At 72.1% G+C, this 20,015-nt stretch carries 16 protein-coding genes; 5 read left to right on the top strand and 11 right to left on the bottom strand.

Going from position 1 to position 20,015, the window contains the following annotated elements; genetic code table 11:
- Nucleotide 1: 1 nt before the first annotated feature.
- The 7 genes from ABUL08_RS14630 to ABUL08_RS14600 are packed head-to-tail and all read right to left on the bottom strand — an operon-like array spanning nt 2 to nt 7,855.
- Nucleotides 2–1,123: a hypothetical protein gene (locus ABUL08_RS14630; RefSeq protein WP_350930467.1), complete on the bottom strand. Its 1,122-nt coding sequence runs from the start codon at nt 1,121–1,123 to the stop codon at nt 2–4.
- Nucleotides 1,116–2,261, bottom strand: a complete 1,146-nt coding sequence (locus ABUL08_RS14625) for a protein phosphatase 2C domain-containing protein (RefSeq protein WP_350930466.1) — start codon at nt 2,259–2,261, stop codon at nt 1,116–1,118. The genes ABUL08_RS14630 and ABUL08_RS14625 overlap by 8 nt, the downstream gene beginning before the upstream one ends.
- The gene (locus tag ABUL08_RS14620; protein ID WP_350930465.1) at nt 2,254–2,976 is read right to left on the bottom strand and encodes a vWA domain-containing protein; all 723 of its coding nucleotides are present in this window, start codon (nt 2,974–2,976) and stop codon (nt 2,254–2,256) included. Before ABUL08_RS14620 ends, ABUL08_RS14625 begins: the two co-directional genes overlap by 8 nt.
- Nucleotides 2,973–4,340, bottom strand: coding sequence for a DUF4407 domain-containing protein (locus ABUL08_RS14615; RefSeq protein ID WP_350930464.1), 1,368 nt, complete (start codon nt 4,338–4,340; stop codon nt 2,973–2,975). The genes ABUL08_RS14620 and ABUL08_RS14615 overlap by 4 nt, the downstream gene beginning before the upstream one ends.
- A complete protein-coding gene (locus tag ABUL08_RS14610; protein ID WP_350930463.1) occupies nt 4,337–5,110 on the bottom strand; it encodes a hypothetical protein in 774 nt (257 codons plus the stop codon). The genes ABUL08_RS14615 and ABUL08_RS14610 overlap by 4 nt, the downstream gene beginning before the upstream one ends.
- A 43-nt stretch (nt 5,111–5,153) precedes the next feature.
- Nucleotides 5,154–7,172 (bottom strand): 5'-methylthioadenosine/S-adenosylhomocysteine nucleosidase family protein, encoded by a 2,019-nt coding sequence (locus tag ABUL08_RS14605; protein WP_350930462.1) that lies wholly within the window; start codon nt 7,170–7,172, stop codon nt 5,154–5,156.
- A complete protein-coding gene (locus ABUL08_RS14600) occupies nt 7,160–7,855 on the bottom strand; it encodes a PASTA domain-containing protein (protein WP_350930461.1) in 696 nt (231 codons plus the stop codon). Before ABUL08_RS14600 ends, ABUL08_RS14605 begins: the two co-directional genes overlap by 13 nt.
- Before the next feature lie 369 nt (nt 7,856–8,224).
- Here ABUL08_RS14600 and ABUL08_RS14595 point away from each other — a divergent pair, with 369 nt between their 5' ends.
- Nucleotides 8,225–8,953 carry an NUDIX hydrolase gene (locus tag ABUL08_RS14595; protein ID WP_350930460.1) on the top strand — a complete coding sequence of 243 codons (729 nt, stop codon included), beginning with the start codon at nt 8,225–8,227 and terminating at the stop codon, nt 8,951–8,953.
- A 7-nt stretch (nt 8,954–8,960) separates the two neighbouring features.
- On the opposite strand, the gene ABUL08_RS14590 is transcribed toward ABUL08_RS14595, so the two are convergent.
- Nucleotides 8,961–9,650, bottom strand: coding sequence for a hypothetical protein (locus ABUL08_RS14590; protein ID WP_350930459.1), 690 nt, complete (start codon nt 9,648–9,650; stop codon nt 8,961–8,963).
- A gap of 641 nt (nt 9,651–10,291) precedes the next feature.
- Between ABUL08_RS14590 and helR the strand changes: the two genes are divergently transcribed.
- Complete coding sequence (gene helR, locus ABUL08_RS14585) at nt 10,292–12,445, top strand: RNA polymerase recycling motor ATPase HelR (RefSeq protein WP_350930458.1); 2,154 nt, start codon at nt 10,292–10,294, stop codon at nt 12,443–12,445.
- Between the two features lie 57 nt (nt 12,446–12,502).
- On the opposite strand, the gene ABUL08_RS14580 is transcribed toward helR, so the two are convergent.
- On the bottom strand, nt 12,503–13,462 hold the full coding sequence (locus ABUL08_RS14580) for a zinc metalloprotease (protein ID WP_350930457.1): 960 nt from the start codon (nt 13,460–13,462) through the stop codon (nt 12,503–12,505).
- Nucleotides 13,463–13,646: 184 nt separating this feature from the next.
- Nucleotides 13,647–14,891, bottom strand: a complete 1,245-nt coding sequence (locus ABUL08_RS14575; RefSeq protein WP_350938407.1) for a MalY/PatB family protein — start codon at nt 14,889–14,891, stop codon at nt 13,647–13,649.
- Nucleotides 14,892–15,031: 140 nt separating this feature from the next.
- Here ABUL08_RS14575 and ABUL08_RS14570 point away from each other — a divergent pair, with 140 nt between their 5' ends.
- Both ABUL08_RS14570 and pdxY read left to right on the top strand, forming a co-directional pair.
- Nucleotides 15,032–16,873 carry a glycoside hydrolase family 3 protein gene (locus ABUL08_RS14570; RefSeq protein ID WP_350938405.1) on the top strand — a complete coding sequence of 614 codons (1,842 nt, stop codon included), beginning with the start codon at nt 15,032–15,034 and terminating at the stop codon, nt 16,871–16,873.
- Nucleotides 16,874–16,922: 49 nt separating this feature from the next.
- Complete coding sequence (gene pdxY / locus ABUL08_RS14565) at nt 16,923–17,774, top strand: pyridoxal kinase PdxY (RefSeq protein ID WP_350938403.1); 852 nt, start codon at nt 16,923–16,925, stop codon at nt 17,772–17,774.
- A gap of 65 nt (nt 17,775–17,839) precedes the next feature.
- Here pdxY and ABUL08_RS14560 read toward each other — a convergent pair whose 3' ends face one another.
- Nucleotides 17,840–18,763: a quinone oxidoreductase family protein gene (locus ABUL08_RS14560; protein ID WP_350938402.1), complete on the bottom strand. Its 924-nt coding sequence runs from the start codon at nt 18,761–18,763 to the stop codon at nt 17,840–17,842.
- Between the two features lie 241 nt (nt 18,764–19,004).
- On the opposite strand from ABUL08_RS14560, the gene ABUL08_RS14555 reads away from it, so the two are divergent.
- Nucleotides 19,005–20,006: a dihydroxyacetone kinase subunit DhaK gene (locus ABUL08_RS14555; RefSeq protein ID WP_350938400.1), complete on the top strand. Its 1,002-nt coding sequence runs from the start codon at nt 19,005–19,007 to the stop codon at nt 20,004–20,006.
- The last annotated feature ends 9 nt before the right edge of the window (nt 20,007–20,015 follow it).

The raw sequence follows: 20,015 nt of genomic DNA, 5'->3' as shown, positions 1-20,015 counted from the left end.
CTCACCGTCCTCCCAGCACCAGCTGCACGATCAGCACGGACAACAGCGTCATCGCGGCCGCTGCCGACCCGACGAGTGCGGAGACCGCCACCCGGACGGAGCGCGCCGTCCGCTTACCGTTGAGCCGCGCGGGCAGCACCGGCGGGCCCGGCGGGGGGCGGTACGACCACCCCGGCGGCAACCAGCCACCCCGGTGACTCCACCTCGGCAGTGCCGCGGGGACGGGCTCCGGCGGCCGACGCGGTGACGACCGAGGCGGCAGCGGCACGTTCCACTCGGTCGCCAGCGCCGCCCAGGAGGCCTGGTCGGTCGGATCGTGCAGGAGCGCCGTCATGTGCCGGCGGGTAGCGGCGGGTACGGCGCCGAGCAGGAGCGCTTGATCCCGTGGTCCGATGCCGATCGCCGACGGTTCGTCGAGCAGCACCCTGGCGACGATCCAGAAGAGCTTGGTCAGGTCGGTCTCGACGGTAGGCTCGGTGTCGACCGGCAGCACCTCGCTCATCAGGTCCGGTACGGCCAACGGGCCGGTGCGGCCCCACTGCGCCGGCGACACCATCGAGTCGCAGTCCACGGCGTACACGGCCGCACCGGACTCGGCGCAGTGGTAGAGCAGGTTGTCCGGTTGCAGGTCGTTGACGACGACGCCTTGGCGGTGCAGCCACCGGACGACCTTGATCAGCCGACCCAGCACGCTGACCCGTACCGCCAGGGGTGCCCCCGGACGGTTTGGGGAGCCGATGAGCTCGTACAGGCCACGGGGGGTGCGTCGACCGTCCCGGACCGGCCGGAAGTAGCGGGGTCCGGCGGCGGGCATCAGCACTCCACCGAGCTGACCGGTGTCGGTGTACACGACGTGGCGCGGCCATGCGGCGAGCTGGTCGAGTTCCGTACGCGACGCCGGCGACAGGGCACGGCGCCATCGGACGAGCCGGACCAGCGCGGCCTCGTCCACGGCGGTCCGGTGCTCCTCGCGGAAGCGCTTGTAGAGGTACCTCTGCTGGCGGTACTCGCACCAGTAGATGACCGCGTTGCCGCCGTCCTCGATGAGCACGTCCTCGTCGACCAGACGGCGCAGCTCCGCCTGCGGCACCCGAATGTCGTCTGGCTCATTCCGTTCAGTCACGGGCATCCCCTTCGCCGATCCACACGCCGATCGCCGAGCGGTCGTCGGAGTAGTACTCGTCGACGAAGCTCACGTGATTGACGAACTCCAGCCACGACGGACGGGTCCGCCAATACTCGGCGAGTCCCCGGGCGAGCGGTGAGGTGCCGGTGTCGAGGCCAGCGGCGAAGCCGTCGGTCCCGAGGAGTAGCACCGAGCCGGGGGAGAGCAGGAAGCTGCGGGTCTGCGGGCGGCTGTGGGCGGGCAGGTCCCGGGTGGCGTTGTCAGCCCCGCCTCGCTCGTGGTGCAGCGGCTCCCAGCAGCCGTCGTAGAGTGCCCACGCCTCGGAGTCGCCCACGCCGTGCACCGTCACCTCGGCACCGTCGAAGCGGGGCAGCACCTCGGCCACCACAAGGGTGCAGGCCCCGTCGAGCACTCCCGCATCCGCGGCCAGGGACCGGACCATGCCGTCGGCGATGGCCTCGAACAACCGCTCACCGCTGTCCGCGAACGAGAGCGCGGGCGGCCGGTGGACGCAGAGGTGCAAGGTGGCGCGGATAGCCTCGGCAGCGACCCGGCCGGACCTGGGCAGCGATCCGAGGCCGTCGGCCACGGCGACGTACAGCGCCGACCGTGCCTCGTCCCACGCGGCTCCGATCGCGTCCTGTCCCTCGGTGCCGAGGCTGGCATGGGTGGCGCCGCGGAGCGTCGCGCCGCGCACGGTCAGCCGAGCGGTAGGGCGAGGACTCGAGGCGGTGCCGCAGGTGCCGTGGAAGAACGATCCGTGCCAGCCGCTGGTGGTCAGCACCTGGGCGGGCAGCCGGGACTCCGGTTCCCGGCTGTCGGTGCCGGGCTCGATGACGAAGCGACGTACCGCCGGTGTCTGCCGGCCGGGGAGGCGGGGGGAGGTCATGACGCCGCCGGGGGCCGGTTCCGGCGCCGACCCGCCCGCGCGGCCCGGCGCCGGCCGGCCGGGTTGGCCCTGCGTCGGCGCACCGTTCGCCGAGGGTACGACGGCGATGCCCGCCCTGCCGTCGTCGTGGTGCCCGGCGTCGCGCCGGCGGAACGGCCAGCTCCGGGGCCAGCCGATGAGCGCCCCGAGGTACACGGCTGCGCCGGCGACGAGCAGCGCCGCCGCGGTCAGGACGGCGTCATCCATCCACACGGCGCATCCCGCGTGGCGTGTCGATGATCATTTCGCCGGCTCGGACCGACAGGGTGATGCTGCGCTGGATGACCTCGATGACGCTGCGGGCCAGACCGTCCCCCGACGCCTGCGGCTCGGCGATGAACGCGTTGCGCTGCCCGCCCGGCCTGCCGGTCGCCAGCGTCCACAGGGTGCGCGGGTGGGCACCGACAAGGCCGATCGCGGCGATCCGCGCCTGCACGGGTGGCCCGACCAGCCGGTCCCGGTAGGGCATCCACTCGTTCGGGTGCTGGTACCGGTGGTCCGCGTACGGTGCCCCGTCGGTGATGAAGAAGACCAGCGGTCGGGCCACCTTGGTCCGGTGATCCCGCCCGTTGCCGACCTCCTCGATCAGGCGCATGTCGGGGCCGACCTGTTCGTGCAGGTAACGCAGGACGCCGACGTAGTCCGTCTGGACGGCGTCCGGTGGGCCGGCCACCTGGACGGGACCGGCGAGCGAGGTCATCCGGCACAGCGGTTCGGGGCGGTCTCCGAAGGCGATCACCCTGATCCAGGCCGTCGTCGCCAGCGCCCGGGACTCGGCCAGCGACATGATGAGGTCCGGGATCATCTCGGTGAACTCGTCCAGCGGGGGCCGGGCGCCGGCCGTGCCGCGGCGCATCGAGTCCGAGACGTCGAGGACGATGTAGATCGGGTATTTCTTGCGTTCTGCGACAGCTACGCTCACCGGTGCCGCCCCCCGTCGGGGTCGATGTCCAGTGCCGGGTCGCCCGGTGGTACGGGTAGGGGCATCGTCGGCGCGTCGTGGAGCAGGTATTCGGCGCGTGAGTCGGTGGCCTGTTCGCGGAGGAGTTCGACGTCGACGTGCCGCATCCGGGCGTCGAACTCCACCTTGTCGAGGGCGGCCGCGTGCTCGGCGTTCATCTGGTGCCGGGCCAGCTCTTCCTGGATGACCAGGCGTCGGCGCTCGGTTTCGCTGGCCACCCGCTGGGCTCGACGCTGTCCGGTCAACCGGTCGGTGACGACGTGGTCGTAGGCGCTGAAGCCGTTGAGGAACTTCAGCAGCACCGGCAGGGCGTCCACCGCGATGAAGAACAGCCGCAGGCCCCACTCGGCGGCGCGTACCTGGCTCTTCTCCTCGACCAGGTCGCGCAGGGCGGCGAGGCGCTCCAGCAGGCCGATGCCCTTCTGCTCGGACCGGTAGGCATTCTTCTCCTTGTCGATCCGGTCGGTGATGAGCCGCCCGGTGTCCGCGCGCTCCGTGGCGAGCTCCTCGGTCAGCGTGACGATCCGGTTGTTGAGGTCGGTGAGCTTGCGGTGGTTGGCGTCCATCCGCTGGTCCCGCCGGAACTGGTCGGCCTCGCCGCGCAGCCGGCGACAGTTCGGCCCCTCTCCGAAATCGCCGGTGGTCTCCGGATCATCTGTGCCGTTGCACTCCTTACGGGCCAGTGCCTCCAGGCGGGCGTACTCGGCGTCGTCGGCGTCGGTGTCCTTCTTGAGCTCCGTGGCCTGAGCCTGTAGCTCAGCGAGCTCCTTCTCCTTGGCCTGGAAGCTGGCGGCGACGGAGAGCTTCAGCTTGTCGCACTTCGCTTCGTCGGCCTTCTGGAGTTCCTCCTTCGTGGCGCCTGGCAGCGGGTTGCACTGCCTGAGGTCGCTCTCGCGCTGCAGGACCGCGTCGCTGCGATCGTGCTTGATCCGCTCTTTGATGGCGGTGTGGAAGACCCCGAGCAGCAACGGCTCGGCGATGATCACACCGAAGACGACGGCGAGCATCAGCCGGGGCAGCAGCTTGCGAAAACGCTCTCCGAGGCGGGGCCCCGCGATGCTCGACATCAGCCACCGGTCGAGGAAGAGGATGAACGCCCCCCACACCGGTACGAACAGCAGGATGGCGGGCTGAAAGCCGTCGAAGACGCAGTACAGCGCCACGGTCATGGAGAACATGGCCATGAGCGCGGTCCCGAGGACCACGCCGCCCATCGCCGTGTAGCGCGCGCGTTCGCTCGGCACCGTGTCGAGGAGGGCCTCCTCGACACCGGTGAGCATGCGCAGAGCCCGCCCGATGCCGCGTCGGCGTCCGTGCTCGGTCACGAGTTCTCTCCCCAGGTGTAGTTGTCGGGCGTGAAGGCGGGGTCTCCGTCCATCGGGGCCGGCCCGTCCGCCATCGAGGCGCCGTCGGTGGCCGGGCTCCGCCCCGCACCACCGTCATCGGGGACCGGTGGTACGTCGGCCGGACGGGTGCTGTCGCGCGGCCGGGGTGGTGTGGCGAGACGCTGTGGTTCGACCGCCACGTCGACCAGCCGGGTCCGCAGCCCGGGCACGACGAGCGGGTGCAGGTCGTGGTAGGCGAAGATCCGGGCGGTCGAGTTGCGGTGGAAGACCTGCCAGCCGGTGTGCGGATCGGTGGCCTGCGTGATGAAGCGCAGTCGACGGTCGGCGACCAGGTGGTCGGTGAGGAACGGTTCGACGTCCCAGCAACCGGCGTCGAGCACCAGCTGCGGATCGGTGACCCAGCAGTGGAAGCGCGCCCGCAACGCCACGCAGGTACGGGGATCGGCGCTAGGCAGGTAGGCGGTGACCTCGCGCAGGGTGTGCCTGGTGGAGACGACCGCCACGGCCACGGCGTCGACCACGAGGGCGGCGTCCAGGCGCAGGTCCGGGTCGGGCAGCACCTCGTAGGCGTCACCGAGTTGGAAGACCAGGACGGTACCCGGCGGTTGCCGGGGAATCTCGTGCAGGGAACGGCGGGCACGACGGAACGGGCGTCGCACGACCGGTTCGAGTTCCGCGGAGTCCACGACCGGGTAGCCCTGTTCCCGGGGCAGATCGCCGGCGCGGACCCGGTCGTTCTGGGTGCTCATCGGTATGTCGGCCTTTCCGGTGGTGGTGCGGGGCTTTCCGCGGTCAGATCGATCCACGCGGCGGCGCCAGGTCGAAGCCGCGTTCCTCGGCGACCCGTACGACGAATCGCGCGGCGTTGCGCGCTGCCCGCTCGTGGAAGTCGTCGCCCTTCTCGAAGCCCCAGTCGCAGATCGCCTTGACGAGGATCCAGTCGACCTTCGCGTGGGCCGCCGCGGCGTAGACCCCGGCGCCCTCCATCTCGCCACCGAGCGCCTCCGGCTGCTGCTCGTGCAGCTCGTCACGCAGCGACCGGGCACTGACCAGGGTGCTGGCGGAAAGCATTGGGCCGAAGTGGACCCGGCCGCCGCTCGTCCACGTCTGCGCGACGGCCCTGAACCGACTCAGGAGGGTGGTGGACGGCGTGACCGCGTCTCCCCGGATGAGCACCGTCCGCGATCCGGCCGGCGCGGGGGTCTCCGCCAACGCGGCGGCGGCTTCGGCCCCACTGCCGAACGGTGTGCCGGGCCGGTGACCGGCGGGCTCGGCCTCCTTGCGGTGGTCGATGGCCCGCAGCTGGTCGCAGACCAGGATGTCGCCGAACTCGTGCCTGTCGGGGCGCAGGCCGTAGCAGATGCCGGTGAGGATCAGGAAGTGCGGCTCGAGCTGGGAGACCAGGGCTGCGGCAGAGATGGCGGCCGAGCCCGGTCCGACGCTGCCGGGTCGCACCTGCACGAGCATGAGTTCGGTACGGCTGATGGTCCCGAGTCGCTGCACCGTCTGGTGGGGAAGGAAGTCGAGCTCCGGCTGGCACCCGGTGACCTCCCGCGCCGCTTCGCAGACGGCCTGGTTCTCCTCGTCGGTCGCCACGATGATGAGGGTCCGGGTACGGCGATTGGCCATGGCGATCTTCCTCTCGATTCGCTGCTGGAGGGTGCGGCGGACCCGGAGGTACTGCTGCGCCGCGGTGATGGTGACGAAGACGCCCATCAACGACATGAGGCTGGTCAGCAGCCCCAGCGTCCAGGCCTGATGGGTGGCCGGCGTCAGGCCGTACGGGTCGGTGAAGAAGAGCCGGCTGCCGAGCCAGTGCAGAGCGCGTCCGTAGTCGACCGGGTGCGTCGTACAGGGGGCGGCGCAGGCGGCGCGTTCCTGGTCGGCGACGAGCCGGGCGGCCACGGTGACCACCACCGCCTCCCCGGCGAGGTACCAGAAGAGGAAGCCGCCACGGTCGACGAGCCGGTTCGGTGGGCGGGCGGCGGGATACCCTGCCATCTTCACGGTGACCCCGGCGTTTGCACCGAAGATCCGGTCCTGCTCCGTCCACGCGTCGACCACGTCGCGCATCGACTGCGTCGTCACACCTTGCTGGAGGCAGACCAGCGTCTCGGTCACGTTCAGTAGTGGGATCTCCGTCCCGACGTCGCGGCCGTACTCCTCGACGTCGCTGCGGAGTAGGTCGGCGAGCTGCTGCCGGGCGAGCTCCAGCAGTAGCCGGGGCCGGCGGTCGTCGACGTGGTGGCAGAACACCAACGTCCACCGCTGGCCGGGCATCAGCTCCGCGGCGATCCGTTCGTCGGGCGGCGTCGGTCGGCCGAACTCCCGATAGAACCAGCCGAGGCCGGTAACGACCAGGCAGGTCAGGAGCACGCTGAGGTACGCCACCGCGCCGACGGCGAGCAGCAGAACCGCGGCGCGTGACCCCGTCCCGGCGGTGGTGACGTGCCACAGGGCGGCGAGAGCGGCACCGACCAGCATCAGTGCGGGCGGCACCGCGAATAGGGTGATGTCCCAGGCACGGGCTAGCCGTCTCAGCACACCGAGTCGGAGACCGCCCACCGCCGGCAGGGCGATGTCGCCCGGCGGCTGGAGGATCGCCAGCGATTCCGGGCCGTTCCACACCAGACGCCCGTCCCGCGCGGCGACGTAGAGCATCAGAGGCAGCGGTCCGCGGCTACGGATGATCCCCAGGGGGCCACGCGGCCGTACCAGGTCGATGGCTTCCCGGGCGTACTCGGTGCTCCACACGGAGCGCGCGGCGGTGCGGCACTGCGCCCAGCTCGGTGCTCGGCTCAGCTCGGGCACTTCGAGTTCCCGGTGGGCTCCCCGAACTTGACCACGGTCAGCTCGATCTTCTCGGTGGGCTCTGGGGTGCTGCCGGCCGGCGCGGACTGCCCGACGACGATCCAGTTGCGATCGACCAGGGGGATCCGTCCCTGCCCCAGGCCGTCCCGGGGAAGCAGCAGGTAGAACCCGGCGTCGCGCAGCGCATCCTGGGCGTCCTGCAGGTCGTGGCAGACGACGCGCGGCACGACACCCTTGCGGACGACCGGAGGCGGTTCCTGATCGGTGGGACGCCGGACGGTGAGCGTGACGGTCAGTTCGGCGGAAGCCTCGGCGCCTGCGGCGGGGTCCTGCCGGGTGATCACCCAGTTGTTCTTTTCCAGGATCGTGCGCCCCTCGCCGCTGGCGTCGACGGCGCGGACGGCGAGGAAACCGTTCGCGCGGAGCAGTTCCTCACCCTCGCTGAGTCGCTTCCCGGTCACGTTCGGCAGCACCGTCACCGCCTGGGTCGGCGGAGGAGCCGAGGAAAGAGGCACCTCGGGCGCGGCCTGGGACGGGGTGATGGGCAGGCCGCTGGTGGAGGCCGGTGCTCCTTGGGTCCGGACCGGCTCGGAGTCGTTGCCGCCGCACGCGGCGAGGGTCATCGCGGTCGTGACGAGCCCGGCGACGATCACCGAGCCGCGGAGGAAGGGCGGTTGGTGCACGGCTGTCACCTCGATCGTGGTGCAGGAGAGGGATGTCCATGAGCGGGAGGTGCTTCGCGGGGACCGGGCGTCACCAAGTACGTGACGCTGCGCAACTGTCGCGGTGGGTGGACCGAACGGTAACGGTGCGAGATCACGTCGGACGACGGCCGTTCGTGGCGTTTGGCGCGTCGAACTGCGTGGCGAAGAGGGAGGGTCGTGGGGGTCGGTCCCGTCAATCGGACCGGCGATGGTCGTCCTATTTGGTCGGAACGCTGTCGGATGCGGGACAGGCGCTCGCTCGACGCGGTGGAGCGACGCCTTTGATGTCAGTTCGACAGTAAAGGCGTCGCTCTTTCATGTCAATGCGACAACATCTAGGCTGGCCCGGTGACCGATCGTCCGCACGCCGAACTTCGCCTCACCGCCGACCTTGCCGTTCTGACCGTGCGCGAGGGCAGGCTGGAGGTGTTGGTCATCCGGCGCGGCAACGAACCCTTCCTCGGGTGCCCCGCGCTTCCCGGCGGGTTCGTTCGGGCGGACGAGAGCGTCGATGAGACGGCCGTGCGGGAGTTGGCGGAGGAGACCGGACTCACGGGCCTGCACCTGGAACAACTCGAGGTGTTCAGTGACCCGCGGCGAGATCCGCGCGGACGGGTGGTCACCGTGGCATACCTCGCCGTGGCTCCCGACCTGCCGGTCCCACGGGCCGGCTCGGACGCCGCGGGGGCCTCCTGGGAGTCGGTCGACCGGATGCTCGACGGGGAGGCGGACCTGGCGTTCGACCACGCCCGGATCATGGCCGCCGCCGTCGAGCGCGCGCGGACCAAACTCGAGTACACCACTCTGGCCACCGCGTTCTGCGACGAGGAGTTCACCATCGGCGACCTGCGCGGTGTCTACGAGGCGCTCTGGGGCACCGCATTGGACCAGCGCAATTTCAGCCGGAAGGTGCTCAACACCGACGGCTTCATCGTCCCCACCGGGCGGCGTACCACGTCCGGTCTCGGCCGCCCGGCCAAGCTCTATCGACGCGGTCCGGCGACGATGCTGCATCCGCCGATGCTCCGGCAGGCCATGCACGGGACCGAATCGCCGGGGCACCCCGCCGATCGGTGAACCTCGGTCACCCGGTCAGGGTGACCGGTCGCCCGCTCTCCCACATAGTGTCGAACTGGTCCCGGAACAGTGCGTACCAATGTCCGTCACGGTCCGCGTTCAGCGTGAAGGCCGGATCCGCCGCCAGGGTCCGGTGCTGGTAGATCTCCACGTGTATCCTCCCGTGCTGCTCATCCGGATCGATCAGGCACATGCCGAAGGCAGGCACGAACGGCAGCAAGCGCAATTGCAACCCGTCGTTGTAAGGGGCCGCCGAGGCGAGTACGCGAAGCAACTGGCTGGTAGCCGTAACCCGGTTCTGGTAAAAGCCGACTGCGTCGGCCTTCCGGCTACGGGCCACCGCCTCCACCTTCGCGCCGCTGTCCGTGTCGATCAACAGCACCCGCACCCGTGCACCGGCCGCAAGGCGCCGCTCGAGCACCGGCAGCAGATCCCGCACGGTACGAGTCAGCGTGACCCCGACGAGGCGGATGTCAGCAGCCACCGCCGCGTCGGCATCCAGTGCCGGCATTCGGGTGGCAAGAAACCGCTCTGCCCCAACTGGCCGGTCGGATGCGGCCGCCAGCCGGTCGAGCGCCTGCCCGATCGCCTCCGACTGGTGCCTTCCTGCCAGGCCCGATGTGACCACTACCGCCAGCACGGACAGCGTCGCTGCCGCAACGATCCTGCCGTCCACCACGCTCAGCACGCTCAGCACGGCGATGCCCAGCGTTACCACGACCGCGACGTACAGGTCGAGGTTCCGACCCCGTCGGAGGTCGGCCAAGATCCAGTGCGACCACGAATCTGCGGCACGGTGAGGCCGACGACTGTGCTCTGTGGAGTCAGGGAGCATGTAGCGACTCTGGCACATGCCAACCAGTCACCGGGGGGATCGAAGGTGGCTCCGGCGGGGCGCGCGCCGGTCCGCCGGTGGAAGGGTCAGCGCTATGGCGGTTGATGTCGTTGCCCAGAACCTGCGGAGGCTTGTCGTCGACCGCCCGACGACACCCCGCTTATGCAGTCCCTGACCGACTCGGACGCCGGGCTCGCCGCTCGCGCGGCAGGCGCACCGCCCGTTAACGCGGAACTGTCCGCCGCGCGGGGACGACGAGAAGCGACGAGGGGATTCAAGGAAGAGGGAGAAAGCGCTCCCTTCATTTTCAAGGTATATCGCACCCCGGGCCTTGCGGCAAGACCCCGGTCCTGCTGCAAAATCGTCGGCCGAGGCAGGGACCTGCAGAAATGGAAGTCACGAATGCTAGTTTTGCCGTCGAGGTGCGGGTCGAACGGGGGAGTTCGACCGTGGTTTGCGGTATCCGCCGCGCCCGTGCTTTCCACGATCAGCGGGGGGCGGAAATGAATCCGCTGACCGGAAGCGCGTTCGACCTGCCCGACCGGCTCGCCCACAAGGCCGACCCGGCGCTGATCGCCGCCGACGAGCGGCACTTCGCGGCCATCGCCCGGAGCCTGGAGCAGGTCCTCGCCGACCTCTCCGACCGCCTCGACACGGTGCGCCGGTCGCCCGCCGGCAAGGGCCGGCAGGCGGTGGAGCGGGACATGGAGGTCCGGCGGCTGGAGGCCCGGCTGCGCGCCCTGCGCCGGTTCGGGCTGGACCTCTGCATCGGGCACATGGTCGGCGCGGAGCACCCCGAGCCGGTGTACGTCGGACGACGGGGCCTCACCGACAGCGCGGGTCGCCGGCTGCTGCTGGACTGGCGCTCGCCGGCCGCGGCACCGTTCTTCGGGGCCACCCACGCCAACCCGATGGGGCTGACCAGTCGCCGCCGGTACCGGTGGACGCGCGGCCGGATCAGCGACTACTGGGACGAGGTGTTCAGCCCGGACGGGTGGGAGGGGCACGCCGCGCTCGACGACCAGTCCGCCTTCATCGCCAGCCTCGGCGGCAACCGGTCGGCCCGGATGCGGGACGTGCTCGGCACCATCCAGGCCGACCAGGACGCCATCATCCGGGCCGGATCGCGGGGCGCTCTCGTCGTCGACGGGGGCCCGGGCACCGGGAAGACCGTCGTCGCCCTGCACCGCACCGCCTACCTGCGTTACGCCGACCCGCACCTCGGCCGGCGCCGGGGTGGCGTGCTCGTCGTCGGCCCGCACCAGCCCTATCTGGCGTACGTCTCCGACGTGCTGCCCAGCCTCGGCGAGGAGGACGTGCAGATCTGCACCCTGCGGGACCTCGTGCCCGAGGGAGCCGCGGCGGCGCGCGAAGCCGACCCGGAGGTGGCGCGCCTGAAGTCGGCCGCGGAGCTGGTGACGGCGGTGGAGGCGGCGGTCCGGTTCTATGAGAAGCCGCCGGCCCGGGGGATGACGGTCACCGTCGGCGAGACCGACGTCCGGCTGAGCGCCGACGACTGGGCCGAGGCGTTCGAGGCGGCCGGACCCGGTGCCCCGCACAACGAGGTGCGGGAGGAGATCTGGGCGGAGCTGCTCACCATCCTGCTGGGGAAGTACGACGGCGACGAGCCGGAGGACCTGCTCCGCCGGTCGCTGCTGCGCAACACCGAACTGCGCTCGGCCTTCCACCGGGCCTGGCCGCTGCTGGCGGCCACCGACGTGGTCGGTGACCTGTGGTCGGTGCCCGCCTATCTGCGCCGGTGCGCCCCCTGGCTGAGCGCCGACGAGATCCGGCGGCTGCAGCGCGCCGACCCATCCGCCTGGACGGTCTCCGACCTGCCGTTCCTGGACGCGGCCCGGCAGCGGCTCGGCGACCCGGAGGCGTCCCGGCGCAGCCGCCGCCACGACGCCGTCGTCGCCGTCGAACGCGAGCGGATGTCCACGGTCGTCGACGAGCTGATCGCGGCCCACACCTACGACGACGGGGAGGGGGTGCTGTCGAGCCTGCGCCAACTGGACCTCCAGGACGCGCTGGTCGACGAGGCCGTACTGCCCGACGCCGAGCCGGACCGGCTCGCCGGCCCGTTCGCGCACATCGTCGTGGACGAGGCCCAGGAACTGACCGACGCCGAGTGGCGGATGCTGCTGCTGCGCTGCCCGTCCCGGAGCTTCACCATCGTCGGGGACCGCGCCCAGGCCCGGCACGGCTTCCCGGAGTCGTGGCGGGAACGGCTGACCCGGGTCGGGTTCGACCGGATCACCCTGGCCTCGCTGAGCATCAACTACCGGACGCCGGAGGAGATCATGGCCGAGGCCGAACCGGTCATCCGGGCGGTCCTGCCGGACGCCAACGTGCCGACCTCGATCCGGGGCAGCGGGGTCCCCGTCGTACACGGGGCAGTGGCCGACCTGGGTCCGGTGCTCGACGCCTGGGTCGCCGCGCACGCTGAGGGGACGGCCTGCGTCATCGGGGACCCCGCCTTCCCCGGTACGGCCCGGGTCCGGTCGTTGACCCCGGAGCTGTCGAAGGGGCTGGAGTTCGACCTGGTCGTCCTCGTGGACCCGGAGGGGTTCGGCGCCGGCGTCGAAGGGGCGGTCGACCGCTACGTCGCGATGACCCGGGCGACCCGGCAACTCGTCATCCTCACCGGATCCTGACCCGCGTACGCGAAAAGGGGTGACGGGCCGCGGCCCGTCACCCCTTTCGGAGTGCGGTTACTGGCCGCCGGCCCGGAACGCCACCCAGGCGTCGCTCATCCGGTCCGCCTGGCCGGCGGTGAACATGTTCATGCAGGAGTCCTGCGTGTAGTCCATGAAGTTGTGGATCGGGTCCAGCCCGGGGGCGGTGCAGGTGTCCGCACCGACCGGGCAGTTGAACTGCGGCGCGGCCTCACGGGGAGTGTCCGCGACGTAGTCGCCGGAGGCGGCGCACCCGTGCGCGAAGGTGTGCTCCAGCATCAGCCAGTGCCCGACCTCGTGCGTGAGGGTGTCACCCAGGGCGTACTTGCCGGCGGTGCCGCCCGGCATCGACTCGTCCAGCATCACGACGCCGTCGATGTAGTCCCGGCCGTTGTTGTAGCCCTTCGGGAAGTACGCCCAACCGAGCAGGCCGCCACCGATGTTCGCCGCGTAGACGTTCAGGGTGCGGGCGTCGCCGGTGTACAGCGCCTTCTTCATGTCCCGCTCGTTCTTGCCCGGCTCGACGGTGTACCAGGCGCTGTTCACCGTCCAGGTCGTGTCGACCAGGTCGAACCGGAACGGGGTGTCGGAGGCGTCCGCTGCCGTCTTCCCCGAGTACGAGTCGTTGAGCACCGTCATCTGGTTGGCGATCAGGGTGTTCCACCGGGTCGTCTCCGCCGCGCTGAGCGGGTGGTCGGAGACCATGTGGAAGACCGTGGGGATGGTGACGCTGCCGTTGGGCAGGCGCGGCGAATCCTTGATCACGCCGTAGGCGTTCGCCTCGTTCTTGGAGTACAGCTCCGGCTCCTTGGCGGTGGCACCCTCGGCCACCCGGGCCGCGCTGCTCCCGCCGGCACCCGGCTCGCACGCCGCGACACCCTTGCCGGGGGCGGCGGGCGCGGCGCCGGCCAGCGCACCGGAGGCACCGCCGGCGGTCAGGAACGTCGCCGCGGTGGCGGTCAGGACCGCCAGCTGAAAGGTAGATCTTCTGCGCATACTTGCACCTCTCGCGCATGGGGATGAAGGGGTTCGCGCGGCGGGGGTAGGGGAGGAGTCCGCCGCGCGGCAAGGCCACTGAGCTGGTCGTCCCGGTATTTGAACACGTCGCGGACGGGAACGACAGGCCCCGGCCGCCGGGACGGCGGCCTTCGTTCGAACAGCGACCGGGGTGGCCGGCGCGTTACTCGGCGGGCCGGACCGGCGCGGCCCGGTGCGCGTCGACCGCGCGGCCCATCCGGGTGACGGCCTCGGTGAGGATCGCGGGGGAGGTGCCGAAGTTGAGCCGGACGAAGCCCGTCCCGCCGGTGCCGAAGACGTGCCCGGAGCTGAGCGCGACCCGCGCGCGGTCGAGGAACATCTGCGCCGGCCCGGCGAGGTCGCTGACCACGCCCGGCCCGTCCACCGGCGGCGCGGTGGCGATGCCGAGGCCCGTGCAGTCCAGCCAGGCGAGGTAGGTGCCCTCGGGGCGGTGGTAGGGGATCGTCGGCAGGTGCTCCGCCAGCAGCTCCGCCAGCAGCGTGCGGTTGGCGTCGAGGCCGTCCAGCAGGAGGTCGAGCCACTCCTCACCGGCCCGGAAGGCGGCGGTGTGCGCCAGGATGCCGAGGTGGCTGGGCCCGTGGCCGACCTCCTCGGGCATCCGCCGCAGGTCCTCGACGGCCCGCGGCCCTGCGACGGCGAGCGCCGCCTTGAGACCGGCGAGGTTCCAGGCCTTGGAGGCGGAGGCGAGGGCGAAGGCGTCCTCGGCCCCGGACACCGTCAGGTAGGGGGTGAAGTGCGTCCCGGGAAGCACCAGGGGGGCGTGGATCTCGTCGGAGATCACCCGCAGGCCGTGCCGGTGGGCCAGCTCGGCGACGGCCTCCAGCTCGTCCCGGCGGTGCACGACGCCGGTCGGGTTGTGCGGGTTGCACAGCAGGAACGCCGGCCGGGGGCCGCAGGCGCGGGCCCGGCGGAAGGCCTCGTCGAGCGCGGCGGGGTCCATCCGCCGGTCGGGGCCGAGCGGAGCCTCGATCACCTGCCGGCCGGCGTGGCTGACGAAGGCGTAGAAGGGCGGGTAGACGGGGGAGCAGACGACCACGGCGTCGCCCGGGTCGGTCACCAGCCGCAGCACCTCGACGGCGCCCATCATCACGTCGGGCACCAGCGCGGTGTGCTCCACCCGGAAGCCGTGCCAACCCCAGCGCCGGGCGGCGAAGCCGCCGAGCGCCTCGGCGTACGCGGTGCCGTGCGGATAGCCGGTGTCGCCGAGGTCGATCGCGCGGCGCAGCGCCTCGGCCACCGGGGGAGCCAGGGGTACGTCCAGCTCGGCGACCCAGAGGGGGAGCACGTCGGGCGGGTACTGGCGCCACTTCACGCTGGTGCGCCGCCGAAGGTCGTCCGGCGTGAGCCGGGTGAGCGGGTTCCGGGGCGAGGAGGGGGCGGGTGCCATGCCGCCCACCCTAAGCCCGTGCGATTTCGCCACTGCTGGGTGATTCGAAAGCGACAAAGTCCCGCATTCACGTTCAATGGGGCAGGGTGCGGGACGGGGACGCCGACCGTCGGGGTCACCGATCGTCGGAGGGTCGCGCCATGTTCCGTCGGATCACCGGAGCCGTCGTACGGGTTCCCGTCGCGCTCGTCGCCGCCTGCGGCATCGTCCTGGCCGTCGGCGGGTCGGCCGGGGCGGGCGCGCTCGGGCGGCACCGGCCCGACGGCGACCCGGGGCACCGGGTGGACCGGCAGGTCCGCGCGGCGATGGCGCAGATGACCCTGGCCGAGAAGGTGGGCCAGATGTTCGTCCTCCAGGTGTACGGCGACACCGCCACGACCACGAACCCCACCGACCAGGCAGCCAACCGGGCGCTCTACGGCAGCGACGTCGCCAACGGGGCGCAACTGCTGGCGCGGTACCACCCCGGCGGCATCATCTACTTCACCAACACCGACAACCTGAACAACCCGCAGCAGGTCGCGCTGCTGTCCAACGGGTTGCAGCGGGCGGCGCTGGCCGACCAGGGCATACCGCTGCAGATCAGCACCGACCAGGAGGGCGGCTTCGTCAGCCGGATCCCGCCGCCGTCGGCGATCGCACCGGGCAACATGGCGATCGGTGCGACGTTCGACAGCGGGGTGGCGTTCTCGACCGCCGCCGCGACCGGCCGGCAACTGCGGGCGATGGGCATCACCATGGACCACGCGCCGGTGGTGGACGTCAACACCAACCCCCGGAACACGGCCGACGGCACGCGGGCCTTCAGCGACCGGACGGCGGTGGTCTCCGCGTTCGGCGCGGCGGCCGTCACCGGCTACCAGGGCACCGGGATCGCCGCCACGGCCAAGCACTTCCCCGGCCTGGGCAGCGCGGAGGCCAACCCCGACACCGGGATCGCGGTCGTCAACGAGACCCGCGAGGAGATCATGCGGATCGACATCCCGCCGTTCCGCGCCGCCATCGCCGCGGGGGTCAAGTCGATCATGCCGACGGCGGTGGTCGTCCCCGCACTCGACCCCACCCGGACGCCGGCCATCCTCTCCCGGCCCATCATCACCGGGCTGCTCCGCGACACCCTCCGCTACGACGGGGTGGTCGTCACCGACGCGCTGCGCGCCGACGCGCTCGCCGGCATCCCGCAGGACCAGGTGATCCTCGGCGCCGTCGACGCCGGCAACGACGAGCTGCTCCTGCCCACCAACCCGCCCGCCGCCATCGCCACGGTCATCGACGCGGTACGCGCCGGCACCATCAGCCGGCAGCGCATCGACCAGTCCGTGTACCGGATCCTGCGGATGAAGGCCGAACTGGGCCTCTTCGACCACCCGTACACCACCAGCGAGGCGGTCGACTCGACCGTCGGCAACCCGGCCGAGCAGCAGGTCATGGCGGACGCAGCGCGCCGCTCGATCACCCTGCTGCGCAACCAGGCCGGCACGCTGCCGCTCCCGGCGAACTCCGGCCGCCACGTGCTGGTCACCGGCTGGGGCAGCACCACGGTCCCCGCCCTGGCCGGGCAACTGTCCGGCAAGGGGCTGGTCGCCACCCCGATGTGGACCGGGTCGCCGGACCAGCATACGATCAACCAGGTGGTGGCGGCGGCCACCGCGAGCGACGTCGTCGTCGTGCTCACCAACAACGCCCGGAACGACGTCACCCAGCAGAACCTGGTCCGGGCGCTGCTCGCGACGCGTACGCCGGTGGTGACCGTGGCCGTCGGCGGGCCGTACGACATCGCCTACTTCCCGGCGGCCCCCACCTACCTGGCGGCGTACGGCTACCGGGACGTCTCCCTCGCCGCGCTCGCGGACGTCCTGACCGGCGGGCAGCCGACCGGCCGCCTCCCGGTCACCGTCCTGACGCCGGACGGCACGCAGGTCCTCTTCCCGTTCGGGTCGGGCATCGGCTACCCGAAGCCGGCCCCGGCCACGCCGAGGTGAAACGGCGGGCGGTGCGCGCGGCGTCGGCGGGAACCGCCATGATGGGCTGGTGAAGATCCTGTCCATCCAGTCCTCGGTCGCCTACGGCCACGTCGGCAACTCGGCGGCCGCCTTCCCCCTCCAGCGGCTCGGGCACGAGGTCTGGCCCGTGTTGACGGTCCACTTCTCCAACCACACCGGGTACGGCGCGTGGCGGGGTCCCCTGCTGGCCCCCGCGGACGTGGCCGAGGTGATCGCCGGCATCGCCGACCGGGGGGTCCTCGGCACCGCCGACGCCGTGCTCTCGGGTTACCAGGGCGACCCGGCGATGGGCGCGGTGATCCTGGACGCGGTGGACCAGGTCAAGGCGGCCAACCCGGACGCGGTGTACTGCTGCGACCCGGTGATGGGCGACGTCGGCCGGGGCATGTTCGTCCGGCCCGGCATCCCGGAGTATCTGCGGGACACCGTCGTCCCGCGCGCGGACATCATCACCCCGAACCAGTTCGAGCTGGAGTTCCTCGCCGGCCGGTCGACCGGGACGTTGCCGGAGCTGCTGGCGGCGGTCGACGCGGTACGCGCCACGGGACCCCGGCACGTACTGGTCACCAGCGTGCTGCACGGCGAGGTGCCGGAGGGGTCGCTGGAGGTGGTGGCCGTCTCGGACGAGGGCGCCTGGGCGGTGACCACGCCGCTGCTGCCGATCAGCCCGAACGGCGGCGGCGACGTGACCGCCGCGCTCTATCTGGCGCACCTGCGCACGACCGGCTCGCCCGCGACGGCGCTGGAACGCACCATCTCGTCCGTCTTCGCCGTGCTGGAGGCGACCCTCGCGGCGGGCACCCGGGAACTCCAGCTGGTCGCCGCCCAGGACGCGATCGCCGAGCCGCCGGCCCGGTTCACCGCCCGCCGACTGCGCTGACCTCCCCCCCCCCCCGGCGGGCCGGCGAGGACGACCGGCCCGCGGGGAACCCCGTCACCGGCGGGTCAGCCGGTACGCAGCACGACCCGGCCCCGGTTGGCGCGGGCCCTGACCAGCTCGACGGCCTCGCCGATGCGGTCGAGCGGGAAGTCGGTGTGCCGGGGTTCCAGCCGGCCGGCGGCGAGCAGGTCCCACAGTTCGGCCCGGTGCCGCTCGACCACCTCCGGCCGGGCCCGGTGGAGCTGACCGATGGTGAAACCGACGACCGACCGGGCACCGTCGAGCAGGGCGTCGACGTCGACACCGCCACCGCCGGCGCTGAACGCGACGAGCCGGCCGAACGACGCGAGCGCCGCCACCCCGCGCCGCACCAGCTCGCCGCCGACCCCGTCGAGCAGCACGTCCACCGGCTCGCCCCAGGACGGCTCGGCGTACGTCACCACCTCGTCGGCACCGCACCGACGGACGAAGTCGGACTTGTCCGCCGCGCCGACGGCCGCGACCACCCGGCCCGCGCCGAGCGCCTGCGCCAGCTGCACGGCCAGGTGACCGGTGCCGCTGGCCGCTGCGGTCACGAGCACCGACTCACCCGGTGCGAAGTGGCCCGCCCGCAGGGTGCTCAGGGCGATCAGACCACCACGGACCAGCGCCAGCGCCGACGCCGCGTCCACCTCGGTGGGGACGCGGCTGAGCAGCCGAGGATCGGCGACGACCTGGTCGGCGAAGGCGTCGGCGAACACGACGCCGCCGACCCGGTCGCCGACCTCGAACCCGGACACGTCGACGCCCAGCCCCACCACCGTGCCGACGACCTCGCCACCCGGCCGGACCGGCTCGCCACGCACACCGGCCGCCGCCAGCAGCCGGACCAGGGCGACACCGACGCCGACGGCCTCGACGCGGAGCAGCAGCTGCCCCGGTCCCGGCAGCGGGGGCGGCTCCTCGACGACCTCGGCCGGGCGGCCGGCCGCAAAACAGATCCTGCGCACCACGGATTCCTTCCGCCGAACATCCCGTCGCCCGGCGGCCCGCCACCCGTGCACACCGTCGACGCTCAACGCCGTCGGAGTTTCCGCGCCCGGCGCGGCGCGCGGCAACCGGTTTGCGACGGTGCGTCCCTAGCACGCCGCCGCAACCGGCAGGTCGGTCGCGGTGGACAGGTGGCCGGGATACGCCTAGCGTCCGACATCGTCGATCACCCCGGCGAGGCTGACGAGGACGGGACAACGCATGAGCCGACGGCAGTTCGTCAACGACCCCGAGCACGTCGTCCCGGAGGCGCTGGAGGGTTTCGTCCTCGCCCACCCGGGACTGCTGCGGCTGCACCCCGACCCGGCGTACGTCACCCGGGCGGAGCCGGCCGGTGCCAAGGTCGCACTGGTCTCCGGCGGCGGTTCCGGCCACGAGCCCCTGCACGTCGGCTTCGTCGGCCCGGGCATGCTCGACGCCGCCGTGCCGGGCGCGGTCTTCGCCAGCCCCACGGCCCTGCAGGTGGCCGCCGCGACGACCGCCGTGGACACCGGCCGGGGCGTCCTCCAGATCGTCAAGAACTACACCGGCGACCTGCTGAACTTCCGCATCGCCGCCGAGATCGCCGCCGACGAGGGCATCGAGGTCGAGCAGGTGCTGGTGGACGACGACCTGGCCTCCGAGCGGGCCGACGGCGAGGGCCCCGGCCGACGCGGCACCGCCGCCGTCGTCGTGGTCGAGAAGCTCTGCGGCGCGCTCGCCGAGCGCGGCGCGGCACTCGCCGACGTCGCCGCGTTCGGCCGGGCGCTGGTCGGCCAGGCGCGCAGCATGGGCGTCGCGCTGGCCGCCGGCGCGCACCCCGGCGAGAGCGAGCCGGCCTGGCTGCTGGCCGCCGACGAGGTCGAGCTGGGCGTGGGCATCCACGGCGAACGCGGCGTCGGCCGACGACCCTTCGCCGGCGCCGACGAACTCGCCGCCGACCTGCTCGACCGCCTCGTCGGCGCGCTCGGCCTGGCCCGGGGCGACGACGTCTTCGTGGTGGTGAACGGGCTCGGGGCCACCCACGGCCTGGAACTCGCGCTGGTGCACCGCGCCGTGCACCACCAGCTCGCCGGCCGGGGCGTCCGGGTGGCCCGCAGCCTGGTCGGGCCGTACGTCACGTCACTCGACATGGCGGGCCTGTCGATCACCCTCGTCCGCGCGGACGACGAGCGCGTCGCCCTCTGGGACGCGCCCGTCCGCACCCCCGCCCTGACCTGGTGAGAGGACCGT

The sequence above is a fragment of the Micromonospora sp. CCTCC AA 2012012 genome, from assembly GCF_040499845.1.
GTDB classification, from domain to species: Bacteria; Actinomycetota; Actinomycetes; order Mycobacteriales; family Micromonosporaceae; genus Micromonospora; species Micromonospora mangrovi.
The sequence above is the reverse complement of the archived record's forward strand: the minus strand, read 5'-3'. Positions and strand labels throughout refer to the sequence as shown.